Annotated in this window: 18 protein-coding genes and 3 tRNA genes; 8 read left to right on the top strand and 13 right to left on the bottom strand. The window is 50.2% G+C overall.

Annotation, left to right across the window (positions count from 1 at the left end):
• Positions 1-177: 177 nt before the first annotated feature.
• The 6 genes from pspF to AT746_RS05740 are packed head-to-tail and all read left to right on the top strand — an operon-like array spanning position 178 to position 6578.
• Positions 178-1287 carry a phage shock protein operon transcriptional activator gene (gene pspF / locus AT746_RS05765; RefSeq protein ID WP_062477698.1) on the top strand — a complete coding sequence of 370 codons (1110 nt, stop codon included), beginning with the start codon at positions 178-180 and terminating at the stop codon, positions 1285-1287.
• Positions 1284-2894: an ABC transporter substrate-binding protein SapA gene (gene sapA / locus AT746_RS05760; protein ID WP_062477695.1), complete on the top strand. Its 1611-nt coding sequence runs from the start codon at positions 1284-1286 to the stop codon at positions 2892-2894. Before pspF ends, sapA begins: the two co-directional genes overlap by 4 nt.
• 1 nt (position 2895) lies before the next feature.
• Positions 2896-3927: an ABC transporter permease gene (locus AT746_RS05755; RefSeq protein WP_062477692.1), complete on the top strand. Its 1032-nt coding sequence runs from the start codon at positions 2896-2898 to the stop codon at positions 3925-3927.
• Entirely contained in the window at positions 3914-4807 is an 894-nt protein-coding gene (locus tag AT746_RS05750; protein ID WP_062477689.1) for an ABC transporter permease subunit, read from the top strand. Before AT746_RS05755 ends, AT746_RS05750 begins: the two co-directional genes overlap by 14 nt.
• Positions 4807-5802, top strand: a complete 996-nt coding sequence (locus AT746_RS05745) for an oligopeptide/dipeptide ABC transporter ATP-binding protein (protein ID WP_062477686.1) — start codon at positions 4807-4809, stop codon at positions 5800-5802. The genes AT746_RS05750 and AT746_RS05745 overlap by 1 nt, the downstream gene beginning before the upstream one ends.
• Positions 5799-6578, top strand: coding sequence for an ATP-binding cassette domain-containing protein (locus AT746_RS05740; RefSeq protein WP_062477683.1), 780 nt, complete (start codon positions 5799-5801; stop codon positions 6576-6578). The genes AT746_RS05745 and AT746_RS05740 overlap by 4 nt, the downstream gene beginning before the upstream one ends.
• 114 nt (positions 6579-6692) lie before the next feature.
• On the opposite strand, the gene AT746_RS05735 is transcribed toward AT746_RS05740, so the two are convergent.
• The 9 genes from AT746_RS05735 to AT746_RS05695 all read right to left on the bottom strand — a co-directional run bounded on the left by AT746_RS05735 (position 6693) and on the right by AT746_RS05695 (position 16130).
• Entirely contained in the window at positions 6693-8612 is a 1920-nt protein-coding gene (locus tag AT746_RS05735) for a SurA N-terminal domain-containing protein (RefSeq protein ID WP_062477680.1), read from the bottom strand.
• A gap of 176 nt (positions 8613-8788) precedes the next feature.
• Positions 8789-9061, bottom strand: a complete 273-nt coding sequence (hupB, locus tag AT746_RS05730; RefSeq protein WP_062477677.1) for a nucleoid-associated protein HU-beta — start codon at positions 9059-9061, stop codon at positions 8789-8791.
• A 223-nt stretch (positions 9062-9284) separates the two neighbouring features.
• Positions 9285-11651 carry an endopeptidase La gene (gene lon / locus AT746_RS05725; protein WP_062477674.1) on the bottom strand — a complete coding sequence of 789 codons (2367 nt, stop codon included), beginning with the start codon at positions 11649-11651 and terminating at the stop codon, positions 9285-9287.
• A gap of 148 nt (positions 11652-11799) precedes the next feature.
• Positions 11800-13077: an ATP-dependent protease ATP-binding subunit ClpX gene (clpX, locus tag AT746_RS05720; protein ID WP_062477672.1), complete on the bottom strand. Its 1278-nt coding sequence runs from the start codon at positions 13075-13077 to the stop codon at positions 11800-11802.
• Positions 13078-13440: 363 nt separating this feature from the next.
• Positions 13441-14067, bottom strand: a complete 627-nt coding sequence (clpP, locus tag AT746_RS05715) for an ATP-dependent Clp endopeptidase proteolytic subunit ClpP (RefSeq protein ID WP_420480305.1) — start codon at positions 14065-14067, stop codon at positions 13441-13443.
• A 144-nt stretch (positions 14068-14211) separates the two neighbouring features.
• On the bottom strand, positions 14212-15513 hold the full coding sequence (gene tig, locus AT746_RS05710; protein ID WP_062477669.1) for a trigger factor: 1302 nt from the start codon (positions 15511-15513) through the stop codon (positions 14212-14214).
• A 238-nt stretch (positions 15514-15751) separates the two neighbouring features.
• Positions 15752-15827: transfer RNA gene (locus AT746_RS05705), tRNA-His, on the bottom strand.
• Between the two features lie 127 nt (positions 15828-15954).
• Positions 15955-16031, bottom strand: a tRNA-Arg gene (locus AT746_RS05700).
• Positions 16032-16053: 22 nt separating this feature from the next.
• Positions 16054-16130: transfer RNA gene (locus AT746_RS05695), tRNA-Pro, on the bottom strand.
• Positions 16131-16433: 303 nt separating this feature from the next.
• On the opposite strand from AT746_RS05695, the gene folD reads away from it, so the two are divergent.
• Complete coding sequence (folD, locus tag AT746_RS05690) at positions 16434-17288, top strand: bifunctional methylenetetrahydrofolate dehydrogenase/methenyltetrahydrofolate cyclohydrolase FolD (protein WP_062477667.1); 855 nt, start codon at positions 16434-16436, stop codon at positions 17286-17288.
• A gap of 9 nt (positions 17289-17297) precedes the next feature.
• On the top strand, positions 17298-17840 hold the full coding sequence (locus AT746_RS05685) for a DUF1415 domain-containing protein (RefSeq protein ID WP_231731021.1): 543 nt from the start codon (positions 17298-17300) through the stop codon (positions 17838-17840).
• A 39-nt stretch (positions 17841-17879) separates the two neighbouring features.
• On the opposite strand, the gene AT746_RS05680 is transcribed toward AT746_RS05685, so the two are convergent.
• Genes AT746_RS05680 through AT746_RS05665 form a run of 4 tightly spaced genes read right to left on the bottom strand, consistent with a single transcriptional unit; the run spans position 17880 to position 22368 of the window.
• Positions 17880-18875 carry a DUF4340 domain-containing protein gene (locus tag AT746_RS05680; RefSeq protein WP_062477664.1) on the bottom strand — a complete coding sequence of 332 codons (996 nt, stop codon included), beginning with the start codon at positions 18873-18875 and terminating at the stop codon, positions 17880-17882.
• Positions 18875-20704, bottom strand: a complete 1830-nt coding sequence (locus AT746_RS05675; RefSeq protein ID WP_062477661.1) for a GldG family protein — start codon at positions 20702-20704, stop codon at positions 18875-18877. Before AT746_RS05675 ends, AT746_RS05680 begins: the two co-directional genes overlap by 1 nt.
• 6 nt (positions 20705-20710) lie before the next feature.
• Positions 20711-21445: an ABC transporter permease subunit gene (locus tag AT746_RS05670; protein WP_062477658.1), complete on the bottom strand. Its 735-nt coding sequence runs from the start codon at positions 21443-21445 to the stop codon at positions 20711-20713.
• A complete protein-coding gene (locus tag AT746_RS05665; RefSeq protein WP_062477655.1) occupies positions 21445-22368 on the bottom strand; it encodes an ABC transporter ATP-binding protein in 924 nt (307 codons plus the stop codon). The genes AT746_RS05670 and AT746_RS05665 overlap by 1 nt, the downstream gene beginning before the upstream one ends.
• Positions 22369-22388 lie beyond the last annotated feature (20 nt).

The raw sequence follows: 22388 nt of genomic DNA, 5'->3' as shown, positions 1-22388 counted from the left end.
GTGACCGGTCGTTATGACCTTGTCTGATAACAGTTATTCAATAACCAGGCCAATCAGCAGAAAACTATAACTCTTTGATTTTAAAAAACTATTAATTTACTACCTTTTCCCTTTCATCTAGAATATTATTTATATCAACCATAAATTAGTCTTTTAGACCACTTTTTAAGGAACAACGTGAGTCGCTTCCGCCAACAAGATAATCTACTCGGTCAGTCCAACAGCTTTTTAGAGGTGCTGGAACAGGTATCTCAAATTGCACCGCTGGATAAACCCGTTCTGGTTATCGGGGAGCGCGGCACGGGTAAAGAACTGATTGCAGCACGTTTACATTACCTTTCCAAGCGCTGGGAACAGAATTACCTGAAACTGAACTGCGCCGCACTGAATGATAACCTGCTCGAGAGTGAGCTGTTCGGCTATGAAGCCGGCGCCTTTACCGGTGCATCGAAGCGCCGGGAGGGTCGCTTCGAAACGGCACACAACGGCACCCTGTTTCTCGATGAGCTGGCTAATACCTCAGGCCTGATTCAGGAGAAGCTGTTAAGAGTGATTGAATACGGTGAGTTTGAACGGGTCGGGGGATCCCGCAGCGTCAAAGTAGATGTGAGGTTGATTGCCGCAACCAATGAGGATTTGCCAACCCTGGCCGAACAAGGCAGTTTTCGTGCGGACCTGCTGGACAGACTCGCCTTTGACGTGATTACCCTGCCCCCCTTGCGGGAAAGGCGGGAAGATATTTTGCTGCTGGCGGAGCACTTTGCCATTAACATGGCCCGGGAACTGGAAATGGAGCTGTTCAGTGGTTTCACCGAAAAAGCCAGGCGCACGATGCTCGAATACGACTGGCCAGGTAATATCAGGGAGTTAAAGAACGCAGTGGAGCGTGCCGTATACCGTTGTAACAACCCGCACCTTCCGGTGCATGAAATGATACTCGATCCTTTTGCCTCTCCGTATCGCCCACAACAACAGATAAAACAGCGCACTAACACTAAACCCACCAGCACAACAGAAATAATCAGTGAAGCTGACATCCCGCCATCGGCAGCCAGAGCCCCACAAAGTAATGGCCATGCGCAGCCCGGTTTCAGCTTTCCGGTCGATCTGAAAAGCCTGTCTCAGGACTTTGAAATTGAATTAATTCGCTCAGCCCTGGCTGACAGTCAGTTTAATCAGAAGAAAACCGCAGAAAAACTCGGACTTACCTATCATCAGTTGAGAGGCTATCTGAAAAAATATAACCTGCTGGAGTCAGCCAACGATGAACAGGAAAGGTTACAGTGAAACATCACTTCCATATCCTGCTGTGCGCGCTGATAATCAGCGGATGTCAGAAAGCAGGGGAGAGTGAGCTCACCCGACAGGGTTTGGTCTACTGTTCCGAGGGCAGCCCTGTTACCTTTAACCCGCAACTGGATATCTCCGGGACCACTGCGGACGCAACCTCTCATCAGTTATACAACAGATTGATCGACTTTGATCCACAAACCGGCAAACTGGTTCCCTCGCTGGCCAGCAGTTGGTCAGTAAGCCGGGACGGACTGACTTATGCGTTTCAGTTACGCAAGCACGTTAATTTCCACCAGACCCCCTACTTCCGGCCAAGCCGCAGTTTCGATGCCAAAGATGTACTGTTCAGTATTAATCGCTGGCGTGACCCTAATCACCCCTATCACGATGTATCCGGGGGGCGATACCCCTATTTCGAAAGTCTCGGTCTGCAGGAAATCATAAAAGATGTGAGCCTGGTTAACGGATTCCGGGTCGAAATCAAACTTAATTATCCCGACAGCTCTTTTCTGGCCACGCTGGCCACAGACTTCGCGGTAATTCTGTCTCAGGAGTACGCCAGTCAGCTGATGTCTGAAAACACCCCTGAATTGCTGGATACCCGTCCTATTGGCACAGGCCCGTTTAAATTTGATGCTTACCGAAAAGATGCATATATCCGCTATCGTCGTCATGACGGCTACTGGGAAGGTAATCAGTCTCAGCAACAACTTATCTACGATATTACTCCCCGAAGCTCTTTGCGTCTGGCAAAACTCATTACCGGAGAGTGTGATGTGATTGCCTATCCGGCGCAGACCGAATTGCAGGTCATAGAGGAACGCCCGGATTTGGTGCTTGAGGAACGTCCGGGGCTGAATGTGGGTTTCTGGGCATTCAACACAGCAAAGCCGCCCTTCGATGACGCCAGAGTAAGGCGGGCGCTGGCACTCGCTGTAGACAGAAAAACACTACTCGACGCCGTCTATTTTGATACCGCGGTGGCGGCCAGAGGGTTATTACCGCCATCGTCCTGGGCATTTGATGAGAATCTTCAGGAGAGTTCATACAACCCGGTTCAGGCAAAGAAATTGTTACAGGAAGCCGGTATCGACTCAGGTTTCAGTATGACCATATGGGCTATGCCTATCGAACGGGCTTACAATCCCAATGCCACAAAAATGGCCGAGCTGATCCAGCATTATCTGGCTGAAGTCGGCATTCAGGTCCGTATTGTCAGCCATGAATGGAGCACTTTCCGCCGCCTGTTGTTGCAGGGACAACATGATTCGGTGCTGATAGGCTGGTCCGCCGACAATGGAGACCCGGATAATTTTTATCGTCCGCTGTTGAGCTGTTCGGCAATTTCCTCTGGCAGCAATCGAGCGAACTGGTGCTCTGCAGAATACGACCAACTGATTAATCAGGCTGTGAGGACTGCCGATGAATCTGTGCGCATGCGCTATTATCAGAAAGCCAATCAGATACTGGCGGATCAGGTACCTCTGGTTCCCATTGCCCATGCCTATCGTTTCCAGGCGCACCGTAAAGGGCTGACCGGCATGCAGATCAATCCCTTCGGCGGCATAAGCTTCGCCAATGTCAGCAAGGAGACGGATTAGCATGTTGATAGCCATTGGCCGACGTCTGAATCTGTTAGTCATTACCCTGTTTATACTCTGCCTTGCCTCCTATGTGCTGGCATTTATGTTACCCGGCGATGCGCTGACGAACCTGTCCGGTATTCCTGCTTCATCGGATGATCAGTCGCATCAGTTGCAACTGATGTACGCGCTGAATGAAGGCTGGTTAAACGGATTCTGGACCTATCTGAAACTGACACTGGCAGGTGACTGGGGAGTCAGCCTGAATTCCCGGACTCCGGTGTTTGAGGATATCCTGCAGTTATTACCCGCAAGCATCGAACTCAGTCTGTACGCAATGGTGATCTCTTTGGTCATCGGCCTGCCTCTGGGGGTTCTGGCGGGCTTAAAACACCGCTCTTATACAGATATGAGTATTCTCTCCATAAGCCTGGCGGGATTTTCTTTTCCGGTGTTCTGGTTGTCCCTGTTGATGATACTCATTTTCGCGCTGCAGCTTGGCTATCTGCCGATGTCGGGCCGCATCAGTCTGCTTTATGATATCCCTTACGAGACAGGCTTTATTCTGGTTGATATTCTGCGCTCAGACTTACCTTTTAAAGATGCGGCCTTCGAAGATGCCTTGCGACATCTGGTACTGCCAACCCTGTCATTGTCAATTGTTACCACGGCCCTGGTGATCAGGCTGATACGCCGTTCAGTGGTGTCGGTATATTCGAGCGACTTTATCAAGGCTGCCTATACCAAAGGATTGAGCCACGTTCAGGTATTCTGGCGCCACGGTATGAAAAACGCCTTATTACCCATCATGCCACAACTGGCTATGCAGTTTACTGTGCTACTGACCAATGCCATGATCGTCGAAGTGATTTTCTCATGGCCCGGTATTGGCGAGTGGCTGATACAGGCCATTTATCAACGTGACTTTCCAGCCATTCGTGGGGGTATGCTGGCGGTTTCGGCTGTGGTAGTCACCTTCACCATCTCTGTAGATTTGGTGGTGCGCATTCTCTACCCCCTGAATAAAAGGCTATTGTATGCCCAGGCCTAGTTTCTACCAGGAGGAATATTATCCTTCACCTATGCGCCACACCTGGACTGAGTTCCGGCGCAATCATATTGCCCTGGCGGGGCTCTGGTGTCTGCTGTTCTTTATCCTCGCCGCCATTCTGGGGCCGACACTGGTACCGTACGGCCCCCTTGAGCAAAACACAGATAGAATTTTGCTGGCACCGGCCTGGGCCGCCAATGGCGACATTAACCACTTATTCGGTACAGACAGCCTTGGCAGAGACTTACTGAGTCGCGTTATCCACGGCTGCAGAATTACCCTGGGCACCAGTGTAATATTAGTGCTGATCGCCATGCTGGCAGGTTGCAGTATCGGTGCATATGCCGGTATCAGTCGCGGACTGCGAGCAAGCGTTATCAATCATCTGCTGGACGCCATCATGGCCATTCCGACTTTATTGATTGCCATTATCATCGTGGCTATTTTGGGAACCGGATTGCTTAACAGTATGTGGGCCATTACCCTGGCGTTGATCCCTCAGTTTATTCATCAGACCCGAGATCTGGTAAGACGCGAGTTCCTGAAAGAATACGTTGTTGCGGCACGTCTCGATGGTGCCAGTAATCACAGATTACTGATCAAGGATATTCTGCCCAATATGGTGGAAATGCTGGTAGTGCAGGCCACTATGGCGTTATCTGTGGCTATTCTGGATATCTCAGCGCTGGGTTTTCTGAACCTCGGTGCCCAGTCTCCGTCACCGGAGCTTGGCACCATGTTGTCTGATGCCCTGGATACCGCTTATGCTGCCCCCTGGAGTGTAGCTCTGCCCGGTGCTGCTATTTTCCTGATGGTGTTGTCAATCAATCTCGTCGGTGACGGTTTGCGTACCGCTCTGAAAAACAGGTTGCTGCAATAATGCCGATGCTGGATATTAAAAATCTCACCCTGGAAATTGACACTCCCATGGGCTGGGTCAGTGCGCTGGACAAAGTCAGCCTGAGTATCGATACCAGCGAAGTTCGGGCACTGGTCGGTGAGTCCGGTTCCGGCAAAAGCCTGATAGTAAAATCCATTGTCGGTGCGATCCCACAGAGATGGCGGGTGACTGCGGATCGCATGAACTGGAAAGGTCAGGATCTGCTCGGCATGTCTGGAGAGCAGCGACGGGCAATAACCCGCAATGAGATCTCGGTGATTTTGCAAAATGCGTCAGCATCTTTGGATCCTTCTGCCACCTTAATGGAGCAGATTGAAGAGAGCATTCCCGCACATCGGCTCAATAAAGGCTGGTTCTGGCAACGCAAACAGCAGCGCGCAGAGATCGCGATTCAGGAGCTCCATCGGGTAGGTATCCGCAACCACAATCTGTGCTTGTCCAGTTATGCTCATCAGTTACCGGAAGATATCTGTCAGAAATTCTCCATCGCCATGGCGCTGGTATCCAGACCCAAACTGCTTATCGCCGACAATCCAACCATGGGCATGGAAACCACAACCAAAGTGCAGATTCTGAAATTGCTGGCCAGACTCAACAAAACACAAGGTTTAAGTGTGCTCTTTGTCAGTCATGACCTGCTGGCGATTGCGGCCATGGCCAATACTATGACGGTACTATACTGTGGCCAGACCGTAGAAAGCGGAAGAATGGAACAAATTAAACGCCGTCCGCTGCACCCTTACACTAAAGCATTGCTCGACAGTGCTCCAAGTTTCAGACGGGATCTGCCGTCCAAATCACCGCTATCCTGCCTGGATGGCACTATCCCTACCCTGCAACACTTGCCCATAGGATGCCGGCTGGGACCCCGTTGCCCCAGAGCACAAAGAGAGTGCGTGCAGATGCCGGACACCCGACGCATTCACGGACATCATTACGCCTGTCACTTCCCACTACACCGGGGTAAGTCATGAATCCTCTGTTAACCGTCAGTGGCCTGTCTTACCGTAAGCAAAAAAGCGGCTTACTGGGGAATAAGGAGTTATTCCGCCTGTCTCCCCTTAGCTTTGAGCTGAAACGAGGTGAAACTATGGCGATAATGGGAGAAAACGGTTCCGGCAAATCTCTGCTCGCCAAGTTACTGGTAGGCGTGGTGAAACCCGAGGCCGGCAGTATATTGCTAAACGGCGATCCCGTTTGTGATAGCGGGTCCCGGCGCCGTTTCAGTGCCATCAGGATGATCTTCCAGCATAGTAAAGAGTCACTTAATCCGGGACTGACTCTCGGTCGTCAATTGGAAGAAGCGCTGATCCTCAATACCGGGATGTCCTCAACGGAGCGAAAAAGACAAATCGAGAATACCCTGGTTCAGGTAGGGATGCTGCCAGAGCACCAGTATTTTTATCGCCATATGCTCTCGGAAGGCCAACATCAGCGCGCAGCCGTTGCGCGGGCACTGATACTCAATCCACAGGTAATAGTGGCCGACGAACCCTTCGCGGCACTGGACCCCTCAGTCAGGTCGCAGACAGCCAACCTGCTGATGAACCTTCAGCAGCAACTGGGGCTGGGCTTTATCTTTATCTCCCACAATCTCGGCATCGTCCGACATATCAGCGACCGTATACTGGTTCTGGAAAAAGGCGATGTGGTGGAGTCAGGCAAGACGGATGTGATTTTCAACTGGCCAAAATCCGAGTACACCAGGCGAACCATTCAGGCCCATCAGGAACTGATTTCCGGGCAATAAAAAATCGCCAGGAGCGATTTTCAACAGCTTTAGCTGGCCGGGCAGGAAGCCCGGAATAAAAAAAGCGCTGCCGAAGCAGCGTTTTTCTCTAAAGATTAATCCATATCTACAGGATTAATACTGAGCCGGTTCCGGTTGCACGGCATACACCTCAATATCTGCGTCTTCTTTCAGCGCTTCAATGAAATCCATATATACCCTCTGGCCGCGACCCTCAGATAATTGTTCAGACAACTGTCCAAGCATTGCCGGCTCGGCATCATCAGCAGTGTGAATCTGATCGACTCTGACAAGGGCTACGTTACCATCGTTAGTATTCACCACGGCCATATTGTCATTCTGCTGTGCAGACAGCCTGAACGCCTCTTCTATCACCGCCGGAGGCAAGGACGCACCATAACGCATCTGTGCTTCATACTCTTCCCAGCTCAATGACATCTGAGCAAGCTTTTCTTCTGCAGCATCGGTTTCACCGGATTGATAATCACCGAGTATCTCTTTAGCCCAGTCGCGGGCAGCCTGCTGCGCCTTCTGGGCCTGCAATTGTTCGTAGATCATGGGCTCAACCTCATCCAGCGCGCGGGTTCGTTGTGGCTGATGCTCACCAACGCGCATAACCACCAGATGCTCGGAAGAGACGTCAATCACGTCACTGTTAACCCTGTCTTCGATCAACTCAGCGGAAAATGCTGCGTTCATCATCTGATTGGAGGAAAACAGTTCGGGCGCATCTGTGCGGGAAAACAGAGACGTAGACTGCACCGGCTGACCCGCCAACTGCGCCACTTCGTCGAGATTATCGGGCATCTCAAAAGCCACCCTGGCGATTTGTTCATGCAGATCATAGAACTCAGCTACCGCTTTATCCCGTTTTACCTGTGCAGTGATTTCATCGCGCAGCTCTTCCAGGCTCTGCACTTGCTCGGGCTTGATGCCGGTGAGCTTAATAAGATGAATACCGAATTCTGTGGTTACCGGCTCGCTGATATCTCCTTCCTGCTGCAACGCAAAGGTCGCCTCCTCGAAATCCGGATCCATAACCTCACGACCAAACCAATCAAGATCACCACCGTTTTCGGCACTGAAAGTATCGTCAGAATATTCTTCTGCCAGTGCCGCAAAATCTTCACCATCCTGTAGTCGCTGACGAAGCTCCTGAGCCAGTGCCATTTGCTCTTCGGCATTGTCATCATCCACTTCAAGAAGTATATGGGAAGCCCGGCGCTCTTCTTCACTGCGATACTGTTCAGCATTCAGTTGATAGTATTCCTCCAGTTCAGTCTCGCTCACTTCCGCGTCGGACAATAAGTCCTCAACCTCAAGCTCTACATAACGCAGGGAGACTTTCTCCTGAGTATCGAAACTGGCGATATTAGCCTGATAAAATGCGTTAATCTCCTCGTCAGACACGTCCACTTCCTGCCCGAAGGCACTGGCTGGTATCGACAGGTAGCCAAGATCCCGTGTTTGCTGCTGTAATCTGTACGCCTGTTGCGATTCGCTATCCAGGCTGAATTCGGACCCTAAAACCGCTGTAACCACCTGCTGACGGGTCAGGTCCCGTCGCAGAGTATCGCGAAAGTCCTTTGGCTGCAGAGCATTCTGGCGCAATATAGCCTGATATCTGTCGTTATTAAACACGCCCGCTATCTGAAAGCTGGGCGTATCCAGAATAGCCTGCTTTACTTGCTGATCACTGACTCTCAGTCCCAACTCTTCAGCCGCCTGCTCTACTAACTTGTCAGCAATCAGACGATCCAACAGATTGCGTCTGAAACTACGCATATATTCTGAGTCTGCCATCATATCGGTGAACGCATCACCATACTGCTGCTCCATCCTGGCTCGCTCATTCTGGTAGGCTCGCTCGAGGCTTGATTGGCCTATTTCGTCACCATTAACGGTAGCGACAGGCTGATCACTGGTCGCATTGAGATAACTGCCAACGCCAGCCAAAGCGAAGGTGATGATCACCAGCCCGAGAATAATTTTGGCACCCAGCCCCTGAGAGCCCTCTCTGATTCTTTCTAACATCTTGGTCTTTTAACTCCGGTTTAGCCTGACGGCAGACTGAAAATGGCGGTGATTATACCGTATTGTCGGGGAAAACAACAAAGCCGTACTCACTGGACATCACAGTCCATACACAGCCCCTGGACATAAAAAAAGCGATGAGACAACTCATCGCTTTTTTTAAACACGTTTTGTGCTTAGTTACAGGCGTCTTTCAGCGCTTTACCAGCTTTGAAAGAAGGCACTTTGGCCGCGGCTATCTGGATAGTTGCACCTGTTTGTGGATTGCGGCCGCTACGGGCAGCACGTTCACGTACAGAGAAAGTACCAAAACCAACCAAAGCAACTTGATCACCGTTTTTCAACGCTTCAGTAACTGCATCGGTCAATGCGTCTAACGAACGACCTGCAGCGGCTTTTGAAATATCAGCGCCGGCAGCGATCTTATCGATTAGTTGAGACTTATTCACAATATCATCCCCTTCATTTGTTATTATTTATCTGTTCCGCATACTTGTTGCGAATTTGTTATAACAAGCCTGAATATTAACTTCAAGCTAAGACTTAGATATTTTTAGTTATTGAGAATGGCTTACATCCCTTTTGTGACAGGGCTTCAAGCCACTTCCTGTTCAAGGCTACCACAACTTTTCCTGTAAGGAAGCCCTGACCACGAAAAAATCTGCAAATTTGCTACTTTTCCTGCTCTTCAGGCTCTACGGGCTCGAATCCTTCAGGATTATTGGCCAGCGCCAGGACTAAAACCTCGTCAATCCACTGTACGGGATGAATGTCGAGGTCCTGTTTGACGTTGTCCGGAATCTCCTTCAGATCCCGCTCGTTTTCTTTGGGAATAACCACCGTCTTGATACCACCACGGTGAGCAGCCAGTAACTTCTCTTTGAGGCCGCCAATGGCAAGCACTTCACCACGAAGAGTAATCTCACCGGTCATGGCCACATCACACTTGACAGGATTACCGGTCAGGGTTGATACCAGCGCTGTACACATGGCGATACCAGCACTGGGGCCGTCTTTTGGCGTAGCCCCTTCGGGAACATGCACATGGATATCCCGCTTCTCGTGGAAATCTTTGTTGATACCCAGTTTACCTGCTCGGCTCCTGACCACTGTCATGGCTGTCTGAATCGACTCCTGCATCACATCACCGAGGGATCCGGTGAAGGTCGTTTTCCCCTTACCCGGCACGGCTGCAGTCTCTATGGTCAGCAGGTCTCCACCTACCTGAGTCCAGGCCAGCCCGGTGACTTGCCCTATCTGATTATTCTTATCTGCCTTGCCGTAGTCAAAACGCTGCACGCCGAGATAGTCAGACAGGTTCTTGGCAGACACCACCACTTTCTTGACAGACTTATCCAGCAAAATATTCTTCACCGCCTTACGGCAGATCTTAGAAATTTCGCGCTCCAGACTGCGCACCCCTGCTTCGCGGGTGTAGTAGCGAATAATACCGATGATAGCCGACTCTTCTATCATCAATTCACCTTTTTTGAGGCCGTTACGGCCCATCTGTTTCTCGATCAGGTGACCTTTGGCAATATTGAGTTTTTCATCTTCGGTATAACCGGACAGGCGAATAACTTCCATACGGTCGAGCAGCGGGCCCGGAATGTTCATGCTGTTAGATGTGGCCACAAACATCACATCAGACAGGTCATAGTCCACCTCCAGGTAATGGTCACTGAAGGTACTGTTCTGTTCCGGATCCAGCACCTCCAACAAGGCTGAAGCCGGGTCTCCCCGCATATCTGATGACATCTTGTCGATCTCATCCAGCAAAAACAGCGGATTCTTGACCCCGACTTTGGCCATTTTCTGCACCAGTTTGCCTGGCAGTGAACCGATATAAGTACGTCTGTGCCCGCGGATTTCCGCTTCATCTCTGACGCCACCCAAAGCCATACGCACGTATTTGCGGCCGGTAGCCTTGGCGATGGACTGGCCCAAGGAGGTCTTACCCACCCCTGGCGGCCCGACCAGACAGAGTATCGGTCCTTTGAGCTTTCTGACCCGTTGTTGCACCGCCAGATATTCGATAATGCGCTCTTTTACCCGCTCCAGACCATAGTGGTCTGCGTCCAGAATCTTTTCCGCGTTAGCGAGATCCTTCTTCACCTTGCTGCGTTTGAACCACGGAACGGTCACCAGCCAGTCTATATAGCTGCGAACGACCGTGGCTTCGGCTGACATGGGCGACATCATCTTCAGCTTCTGTAGTTCAGCAGTCGCCTTCTGTTTGGCATCCGCCGGCATCCTGGCGTCTTCAATCTTTTTACTCAGGGTTTCAAATTCATCCGGCGCATCGTCAAGCTCCCCCAGTTCTTTCTGGATAGCCTTCATCTGCTCATTCAGATAGTACTCGCGCTGGCTCTTCTCCATCTGCTTCTTAACCCGGGTGCGGATCTTTTTCTCCACCTGTAGCAGATCAATCTCACTTTCCATCAGCGCCATCAGATATTCCAGACGCTCGCCCACCTGGTCCATTTCCAACACTTTCTGTTTTTCAGAAAGTTTAAGCGGCATGTGAGCAGCCATAGTGTCAGCCAGCCTCGCCGCATCCTCAATACCATTCAACGAGGTCAGTACTTCCGGAGGAATTTTCTTGTTCAGCTTTACATAACCTTCGAACTGTGAGGTGGCTGAGCGAATCATCACTTCCTGCTCGGCTTCATCAATAGGCTCGTCGACCTTTCTCAGTACTTCCGCAACAAAGTATTCCTGCTCCTGTAAGTAGGTCTGAATCTCGCCCCTCACATTACCTTCCACCAACACTTTCACCGTGCCATCGGGTAATTTCAGAAGTTGCAGAATAGTAGCGATAGTTCCTACACGATAAATATCGTCGGTTTCGGGTTCATCCACACCCGCATCCTTCTGGGCCACCAGAAAAATCTGTTTGTCTTTGTCCATAGCGGCATCAAGGCACTGAATAGATTTCTCGCGCCCGACAAACAAGGGAATAACCATATGCGGATAGACCACCACATCACGTAGTGCCAATACCGGCATTTCGACCACTTCGGTCCGCTCACTCGTCATAAGGAATCTCTTTACAATTTCTGTTGGCTAATAATATGGGGATGGAGGCAGAAAGTTCAATCACTGATACACAATAGGGCATCAGCCCGTACCACTGAATTATCATCCCTGAGCATAAAAAAGGGCCCTTTGGGCCCTTTCGCGGGTGTTATTCTGACGCCGCTTTTTTCTCTTTGGCATTGTCATAGATGAGTATAGGTTTGGACTCACCACGAATCACAGACTCATCAATCACCACCTTGCTGACATCATCCATCGAAGGCAGGTCATACATGGTTTCCAGCAACACGCCTTCAACAATTGAGCGCAATCCACGGGCACCGGTCTTACGCTCCATGGCCTTCACCGCGATGGCGTGCAGAGCATCTTCGCGGAACTCCAGCTCAGCATTTTCCATAGAGAATAAGGCTGCATATTGCTTGGTCAGGGCATTTTTCGGTTCACGCAGAATCTGAATCAGCGCATCTTCATTGAGTTCTTCAAGCGTCGCCACAACCGGCAAACGACCGATAAACTCTGGGATCAGACCATATTTGACCAGATCTTCAGGTTCAACCTGCTGGAACAATTTACTCAGGCCCATCATATCCGATTTGCTTCGCACCTCAGCGCCAAAACCAATACTGGTTCCGGTTTGTGCCCGTTGTTCAATGACTTTATCCAGTCCGGCAAAAGCACCACCACAAACAAACAGAATTTTGGACGTATCCACCTGCAGGAATTCCTGCTGAGGATGCTTTCTGCCCCCCTGTGGCGGCACAGAGGCAATGGTTCCTTCAATCAGCTTGAGCAGCGCCTGCTGTACCCCTTCTCCGGATACATCCCGGGTGATCGAGGGGTTATCAGATTTGCGCGATATTTTGTCGATTTCATCAATATAGACGATGCCACGCTGGGCTTTTTCAACGTCGTAATCGCACTTTTGCAACAGCTTCTGAATGATGTTCTCAACATCTTCACCCACATAACCGGCCTCGGTCAGTGTTGTGGCATCGGCCATAGTGAAGGGCACATCCAGAAAACGGGCAAGGGTCTCGGCCAGCAGGGTTTTACCGCTACCGGTAGGACCGATGAGCAGAATATTACTCTTACCCAGCTCGACACCTTCGTGTACGTCACCATTGCGTAACCGCTTATAGTGATTGTACACCGCCACTGACAGAACCTTCTTGGCATGCTCCTGGCCAATAACATAGTCATCGAGGTGCTTGTGGATCTCGCTCGGTTTTGGCAGCGCACTCTGCTTCTTCTTCGGTGCGATTTCTTTGATCTCTTCGCGAATGATGTCATTACACAATTCCACACATTCGTCGCAGATAAACACCGATGGTCCGGCAATCAACTTGCGGACTTCGTGCTGACTCTTGCCGCAGAAGGAACAGTACAAGAGTTTGTTGTCACCTTCCCCGCTCTGATTATCGCTCATTTATATTTTACCTCTGTCAGACTCAGGCATAAATCACTACCTAAGCTTACATCTATTCATCTCTATCGGCCAAATAATCCATTTGGATTAGAGCGTGTTGACCTTTTCTGTATGAATTTTGTTCCAACTAAACGCTTTTTAATCGCGGCGCTTATTTGCAGGCCTAATGGATTAAGTCAAAAATAAGCAACAATGAGTAAAAAGCGTTTAGGACGAACCCTTTGGGCAACGTTTGTGCGGCATTTCTACTGCTTCAGCACTCATTCATGTAGAACAACTACACCACACTTGCGCTTCATTGTATAAATACCGCACAACGCGTTGCAAAAATATACAGCAAAGGTCAACACGCTCTCGCCGGACTTACTTTTGTTTGTGGGCATCCAGTCTGCTGTTCAACACCTCGTCCACCAGACCATATTCTTTAGCCGATGTAGCGCTCAGGAAATTGTCTCTGTCGGTATCCCGGGCAACTGTCTCATAATCCTGACCGGTATGTTCAGACAACAAACGGTTGAGCTTCTCTTTTACAGACAGGATTTCCTTGGCATGAATTTCAAAATCCGATGCCTGGCCCTGAAAACCACCCAGTGGCTGATGGATCATCACTCTGGAGTTTGGCAGACAATAGCGCTTGCCTTTAGCACCGCCAGACAGGAGAAATGCCCCCATGCTGGCCGCCTGACCAACACATACGGTGCTGATATCCGGCTTAATAAAGTTCATCGTATCATAGATGGCCATACCAGCTGTAACCGAACCACCAGGAGAATTGATATACAAAAAGATATCTTTGTCCGGATTCTCAGACTCAAGGAACAACATCTGCGCCACGATCAGGTTTGCCATATGGTCTTCCACCTGGCCAACCATAAAGATTACCCGCTCTTTCAGCAGTCGCGAGAATATATCGTAGGAGCGTTCCCCTTTGGAAGTTTGCTCAACCACCATGGGAACGAGGGAGTTCATAGGTTCTAAAGACTTTTCCATCATCATTAACGTCTCACAAATTACCGCCTGAGCACATCCTGTGTTTGCGGCTTGAATTTCATCCCTGCAGAAATAAAAAATGCCCGGTACTTACCGGGCATTTAATCAGGTGCTGACAGACTAAGTCAACGAGCAAGAACGAAATCAGGCTTGCTTGTTCATTATGTCGTCAAATTTCTTTTTCACTTCCTTGACCTTAGCATCGGCAAGCAGACTTTCTACTGCCTGCTCTTCAAGGGCCAGATTCTGCATCTGCTGCATCAGTTCTTTATTACTCTTGTAGTAATTAATCACTTCCTGTGGGTCTTCGTAAGCTGACGCGGTGGTCTCAATCAGAGACTGAACCTTGCCTTCATCGACCTTCAGCTCTTTCTGTTTGATCACTTCACCGAGCAACAAACCTACAGATACCCTGCGGCGTGCATTCTCTTCAAACAATTCGGCAGGCAGTTCAGGCATATTACCCTGCTGCTGATTACCGAAACGCTGCAGCGCCTGCTGACGTAACTGATTAATTTCCTGCTCTACCAGCGCCTTAGGCAGGTCAATCTGGTTACTCTCTACCAGACCATTAATCACCTGCTCTTTAACCTGATTCTTCAGAGTCTGCTCCAGTTCACGCTGCATATTTTTACGCACTTCGTCACGCAATGCGTCTACACCGCCCTCTTCTACACCGAAGAGCTTGGCAAATTCGTCGTCAACTTTAGGCAGGTCAAGACCTTCAACTTTTTTGATGGTGATCTTAAACTGAGCCTCTTTGCCTTTCAGTTTTTCGGCATGATAATCTTCCGGGAAGGTCACATCAGCAACCACTTCTTCACCCGGCTTATGACCGACGATAGGATCTTCAAAGCCCGGAATCATGCTGCCTTTACCCAGCTCCAGCTGGAAGTCTTCGGCTTTACCACCTTCAAACTCTTCACCGTCAATGGTGCCAACAAAATCGATGGTCACGCGATCATCTTTCTTGGCCTTGCGCTTACCTTCTTTCCAGTTAGCGTGCTGCTTACGCAGGGTATCCATCATGTTATCGAGATCTTTATCGGTAATCTCAACAACCGGCTTTTCTACCTTGATTTTATCCAGATCTTTGATTTCAACTTCCGGATAGATTTCAAAGGACGCAACGAACTGCAGATCTTCGCCGTCGCTGTCTTTTTTTAACTCAAAAGCTGGCATGCCGGCTGGATTCAACTTCTCCTGCACTACGGCTTCATAGAAGTTGCGCTGCATGACCTCACCAGCCACTTCCTGCCTGACCGCCTGGCCAAAACGCTTCTTAATCACGGTCACAGGCACTTTACCGGGACGGAAACCGTTGATACGTTGGGTTTTAGCTAATTGTTGTAAACGTGATTTCACGGCTGTATCGACTTTTTCAGCCGGTACAGTAATGGTAAGACGGCGTTCTAAACCTTGAGTCGTCTCAACTGAAACTTGCATTCTTCTACCTCAACTTTGCCTGTTCGGCTTTGTGTAATATCACCCCACAGCCCTTGTGCCGCCATATCGCGATGTTTCGGCGACGGCCAATTGATGATGGATGATTCAGGGCCTGATAAAAAGACGCAGCATTATACCGGTACAACCCAACTAATTCCAGCGAAAAACGAGCTCAGATGCAGGCTGTTAATGACAAATCCGGTAAGGGGGAGAAACTATTCAAAAAATAAGCAGGGAATGGGGTGGACGATGGGACTTGAACCCACGACAACCGGAATCACAATCCGGGGCTCTACCAACTGAGCTACGCCCACCACTGAGTAGATGCTTGCCGACTAATGTTGTTCGGCTGATACAGACTAACACATCCATTGTTTGCGCCATCGGGCTTTCCATCTTGGCTTCCAAATCCGGATTTGTCGAATTTGGCGACCGGTTCGCTGGCGCGCCCGGCAGGATTCGAACCTGCGACCCACGGCTTAGAAGGCCGTTGCTCTATCCAGCTGAGCTACGGGCGCTTTTCGAACCCGAAGCAAGAAATGGTCGGTGAGACAGGATTTGAACCTGCGACCCCTTGTACCCAAAACAAGTGCGCTACCAAGCTGCGCTACTCACCGATTCTTGCTCGCAGCAACTTCGTGTCTGCTACGGGGCGCGAATATTACCGGCTTGGTATGAGAGCGTCAAACACTTTTTCATCTACCCTGGTGCGTATGCCTATTTTTCCAGCGCATGGGTGAATTAAACGCCATTTTAACGAATCAAAGAGGGAGACAACAGCAGATACCAGTCAATATTATCCGATCATACTGACCACCTGATACCACTGCTTGTCATAGGCCGAAAAATTGCCCTGCTGCAGGGTTCATGGGACAATACTGATTAACTTATCAATCTCCAAAAGCCAGATCATTATCATCATGTCAGCACAGCTTATTAATGGAAAACTTATCGCCCAGCAAGTTCGTCAGAAAGTCGCCAGTCAGGTTAAAGCCATTAAAGATGCCGGTAAAAGAGCACCGGGGTTGGCCGTTATACTGGTAGGCAGTGACGCGGCCTCTCAGGTTTATGTGGGCAGCAAGCGCAATGCCTGTGAGGAAGTCGGGTTTGTCTCCCGCTCTTATGATCTGCCGGCACGCACCACAGAACAGGAGTTGCTTGATCTGATCGACGACCTCAACGCCGATAAAGAGGTTGACGGTATTCTGGTTCAATTACCATTACCCGCCGGACTCAATGCCGAGGCTATACTGGAACGTATTCATCCGAGTAAAGATGTGGATGGTTTTCACCCCTATAATATCGGTCGGTTAGCGCAAAGGATTCCTTCTCTTCGTCCCTGTACACCCAAGGGTATTATGAAAATGATCGAATCCACCCGGCGCCCGGTTAAAGGACTGGATGCCGTGATTGTGGGTGCCTCCAATATTGTCGGGCGGCCGATGTCACTGGAGTTATTGCTGGCAGGTTGTACCACCACGGTGTGCCACAAGTTTACCCGTGATTTAGAGTCTCATGTGCAACGGGCAGACTTGCTGGTGGTGGCCGTAGGTAAACCGGAGTTTATCCCCGGCGAATGGATTAAAACAGGTGCGACAGTCATCGATGTGGGCATCAACCGCCAGGATGACGGCACTCTGGTTGGTGATGTGGCATTTGAGGCTGCATCCGCAAGAGCAGGCTGGATCACGCCGGTACCGGGTGGCGTCGGCCCTATGACCGTTGCCAGCCTGATTGAAAACACTCTGGAAGCCTACGTTAATTTTCACAGCTGAGACCGAAACGTGGATCAGGACGACCAATTTATCCAACCGGTTAAGCACTGGGTCGAAACTATGGTGATCGGGCTGAACTTCTGCCCGTTCGCCAGACAGGAGCTTGTTCATACCCGTTATTCAGTTTGTTATCAGCGTAAAATCAAAGCCGTGCTTCAGTCGCTTGAAACGGAGCTTGAACATCTGCGCGCTAACCAAGATGTGGTCACCAGCCTGTTAATTGTGGCGCAGGGATTCGGGGATTTTTATCATTATCTTGAGTTAGTTGAACGGGCAGATGACTTTCTTGACCGGCAGGGTTACCGGGGTGATTTTCAGCTTGCCAGCTTCCATCCGCAATATCAGTTTGACGGTGAAGCTGCCGATGACCCCTCCAATTATACCAATCGCGCGCCCTTTCCCATTTTGCATCTACTCAGGGAAAGTGGAATCGAAGAGGCCCTGGCAAACTACCGGCAGCCGCAGAATATTCCCCTGCGTAATATCGCCAAAGCCAGGGAGCTAGGCAGCCAGGTGCTGCAACAAAAACTGAATGACTGCAAGCGTCAGTAGTTCTGCAGCACCTCGCCCACGCTCAGGCTAAACCACTGGCTATTCAGCCCCGGCATTAACCGGCAGTTTTTGCTTCGGCGGTTCATCGTCTGCGACAAAATCCTGTGCCGATTTAAGCAATTGCCCGGCAGAAAAGCCGGAGATTTGATAGAACCAGTTCTGCCAATAGGGCGATCCGGAATTTACCGAATAGACGGCGTAGTGAGTGTCTTCTTCCTTCGCCATTTCCAGTGTAATCTGGCGTCCGTCTCTGAGTACTATGCTGAATTCAGCCACCGGCGTCAGACTATCCCAGAATGCTGCGTCCGCATCCACCAGCTGTTCAAAACTGAGGTTAAGAATATTGCTGACATAACTGTCCAGCACGCCAGTATAACTGAGTTGCTGTTCTTCACTCATAGGCTGCAACTGAAAGTCTGTATCCGGCGAATCGCGGTTAATATCCCAACTGACGCTATCCTGTCGGCTGACACTGACAACCTCATCCATACTCACATCCAGAATCGGCTGACGCATCCAGTCCCGGGCACTGACTGGCAGCGACAAACTCTGATCTACCAGCCAGGCCTGAGAGCTATCGGCAAAACGCAGATAATGCCCCAGGCCAGCAGAGGGTTTATTGCCCACGATGATGTTCCAGCTATCCTGATTCGATCTTATGCTCAGTTCAGCCGGTTGGCCCTGTTCAGATTCTGCCAGCCCCAGGCGATATAACTGCGCTTCTCGGCTGGTTTTAGGCTGAAGCTTGCGGGCATTGATGACATCCTGAATCAATGCAGCCAGCTTTTGCTTATCAACCGGGTAATGTCCGTGGCTGCTCATGCGCCACAAATCATCTTCCAGCACCGCCTCAATCCGTTCACCGTTGGTGGTGACCACAGTAATTTCATTTACGGCATCGCTGGCTTGTTGCAATTGCGGAATAAAAGGCCCGCTCTGTAACTCCGGATTTTGCGACTCACGCTGAAGTAACAGATAGCCTGCCAGCACACCCAGCAGACAAATCAAAAACAATGACAATAAATGTTTCTGCATTACAGGCTCCTCCCTTTGGAAGCCCGTAACAGGCGGAACAGCCCGCCAAGCAGCAACACAAGCACTATGGGCGCCAGAGCAATATTGATAAATTTCAGTAGGGTACCCAATTGCTCGATATCCTTGTCCAGTTGATGGCGAACATCCCGCAGGGCTTTACGGATGTCTATTTTCTGTTGCATAAACTCCTCCAGCATCTGTTGTTGCTGCTGAGATAATACCAGCGCACCGGATTCTCCCCCTTGCTCCTGCAATTGCGCCAGCTGGCTTTCTGTTTCATCCAGTTGCTGCTGCAGGCGCTTTTCCTGTTCGCGGAAGGACTTTTCTGCCTTAACGGTTAACGCATTGACCACCTCGAATGGCCGTGAAAAGGTGCCACGACTGCGGATACTGATCAATGCCTCACTGCCACTGAGGTTCTCTACCGCATTGGTAAGAAAATCACCGTTATTAGCAAAAGGGGTATAGATGGTCTGACCAAAAAAGTTAGACTGACTGACCCAGAAGCGATCGGTGAGCAGATCGGTATCCCCCACCAGAATCACGTTTAGTGCCTGAGTTTGCTGCTGATACCCGGCGTTATCCACCCCCTCCGGCACAGATTCAAATGCCGATGACGCAGAGCCCGACAGCCGTACTGCCAGAGTGCGTCTGGCAGCCTGGTCAAAATCACCGTCGAGCTGACTGACATCACGAACCATGGCATAAGCACTGCTGTCAGTGACCGCTGCAGACTCAGATGAGTGCAACAGGGGCTGCCAGTCGGGCCCGGTGTTGCCCTGACGGCTAAAATAACCAAAGGAAGCCCCGTTAATCATGTCCAGATCACGGGTGATCACATCACTTTCGTCCAACAGGCTCTTATCCAGTCCCAGAAATCCCAGGTGGCGCGTTGTACCCGTTTGTGTGCGTATCTCCAGGCCGGCAGCAGCATCCAGTACCACCTGATCAGTGGAAAACTCAACCCCCCAGGCATCGAGCATCAGAGTCAGTTCAGAGCCATTGGCACCACCCATCGCGGCCATCGGATCTGATTCATGATGTGGATCGAGGAAGATCAGTGCTTTGCCACCCTTAATCAGATACTGGTCGATGCTGAACAGCATAGATTCGCTCAGATTCTGCGGATGTACCAACACCAGCACATTAGTATCAGTGGGCAGCCCGGCGGCATCACTGCCAAGGGTTTCTACTTCATACAACTGCTGTAACTGGGTAAAACTGGTCCAGGGCGGGTCGAAACGCCCTGTCATGGGATTTTGTCCTCCCTGCACCGACAAATCCGTCACCAGGGTTACCTTAACCGGCTGTGGATCGCTGAGCTGATATAGCAACTTACTCAGTTCATACTCCAGAGTGCTCTCTTTTTGTGGATCAAAGAAGGGGATAATCTTCTCGTCATCATAGGCATTGCGAGCGGCCAGGCCCAGGTAAACAGCATCCCCGCCCACACCAACAGACGCTGCGGTAAGACCAAACTGGTTGGCCTGATCTTCGGCTTCGGAAAACGGCTCAGGATCAATCTTGTGCAGAATTAGCTTGCCATCAGCCAGACTGCGATATTCCTCCAGCAGACTCTCTACCCTGTTGGCATAATTGCGCAGACTGGTCATGCCTTTGGAGGCCTTATCGGAATAGAAAAAATACAAATGTACCGGTTCATCCAGCTCTTGCAGAATCTGTTTACTGCCGGCGGACAAGGAGTACACCTTATCTTCGGTCAGGTCTGCCCTCAAGCCGCTCAGCAATTGGTTATTCAGTAATACCAGAACAAAGAAAACCAGCAACAATAATACCGCCGCCAGTAAAGAAGAAAGCTTATTGATCATCCTGTCTTACTCCGCTTTTTTCTGTTCAACTGCAAGCAAGCCTGCATACAACCAGATACCGATAACGATGACAAAATAGCCAACATCATCCAGTGCGATAACCCCCTTGGCCATAGACTCAAAATGGGTAAGGAAACTGAAGGAGGCCAGGGTATCCAGCAGCAGTGGCGATAACCAGCCGGTAAAGGCATCCAGCACAATGCTGCTGCCACTTAAGACAAACACAAAACACACCACCACGGCCAGAATAAAGGCCACCACCTGACTTTTTGTCAGCGCCGACATACAGATACCGATGGCCAGAAACGCTCCGGCCATCAGCCAGCTTCCCAGGTATGCGGCAATGATGATGCCATTATCAGGGTTGCCCAGATAATTGACCGTCAGCCACAATGGAAAAGTCAGTAGCAGTGCCAGGCCTAAGACGGCCCAGGCGGCGAGAAACTTACCCAGCATGATTTCGAAGATACTCACCGGCAGTGTCATCAACAGTTCAATGGTGCCGCTTTTTCGTTCTTCTGACCAGCTACGCATAGCGATGGCGGGCACCAGAAACAAGTACAGCCAGGGATGAAAGTTAAAAAAGGGCAACAGATCTGCCTGGCCCCGTTCGTACAAATTACCAATGTAGAAGCTGAATACGCCGCTTAACATCAGAAAGATAAGAATAAAAACATAGGCTACCGGTGTGGCGAAAAAGCTCGAAAACTCCCGGCGAAATAAGGTGATGACATTGGCCATTATGCATTTACCTCTTCTGTCATTTGTCTGAACACATCATCCAGTCTGCCCTGCTCCTGGTAAAGGGTATCTACCTGCAGGCCGCGATCGCGGATATAGGCTGAGACCGCAGGCATCAGATCCTGTTGTCCTTCGGGAAACAGGGTGACCCGACCATTGTGTCGATCCACTTCCATATCCTCTACACCCGGCAGCTCTGCAAGCCCTGAAATATCCGTAAGCTGAGTAAAATGCAGACTGATGGCCTGGTAATAACGGGATTTTTTCTGCAGATCAGCGGGGCTGGCATCAAACAGCATCTTACCGGCAGCGATGATCATGGCGCGGTTACATACCGCGGTGACTTCTTCAAGAATATGGGTGGAAATAATGACAATCTTGTCTTTGGAGAAATTTTTGATCAACTCACGAACCTGATGTTTCTGATTGGGATCAAGCCCGTCAGTGGGCTCATCCAGGATCAGAATATCCGGATCATGAATAATGGCCTGAGCCAGCCCTACCCTGCGCTTGAAGCCTTTCGACAAGTTTTCCACTGGGCGTCTGAGCACCTCATCAAGCTGTACCTGAGCAATCACCTCATGCATACGATCTTTTTTCTTCTGGCCTCTGAGCCCCCTGATATCAGCAATAAAACTGAGAAACTCTGACACCGTCATATCCCCATAGGCCGGTGCGCCTTCCGGCAGGTAGCCTATCTGCTTCTGAATTGTCTTACTGGACTGATCCATCGCCATATCACTGATTCGAATTTCCCCCGAGGTGGGGGGAAGAAAACCGGTAAGCATTTTCATGGTGGTGGATTTACCGGCCCCATTGGGCCCCAGAAAACCGACCACGTCACCGGCCCTGACTTCAAAAGAGAGGCTGTCAACGGCCTTAAAGTTGCCAAAGGTTTTAACAAGATTGGTTACTGAGATCATAGGATTCCTTACATGATCAA

The sequence above is a fragment of the Lacimicrobium alkaliphilum genome (assembly GCF_001466725.1).
Lineage (GTDB): Bacteria > Pseudomonadota > Gammaproteobacteria > Enterobacterales > Alteromonadaceae > Lacimicrobium > Lacimicrobium alkaliphilum_B.
The sequence above is the reverse complement of the archived record's forward strand: the minus strand, read 5'-3'. Positions and strand labels throughout refer to the sequence as shown.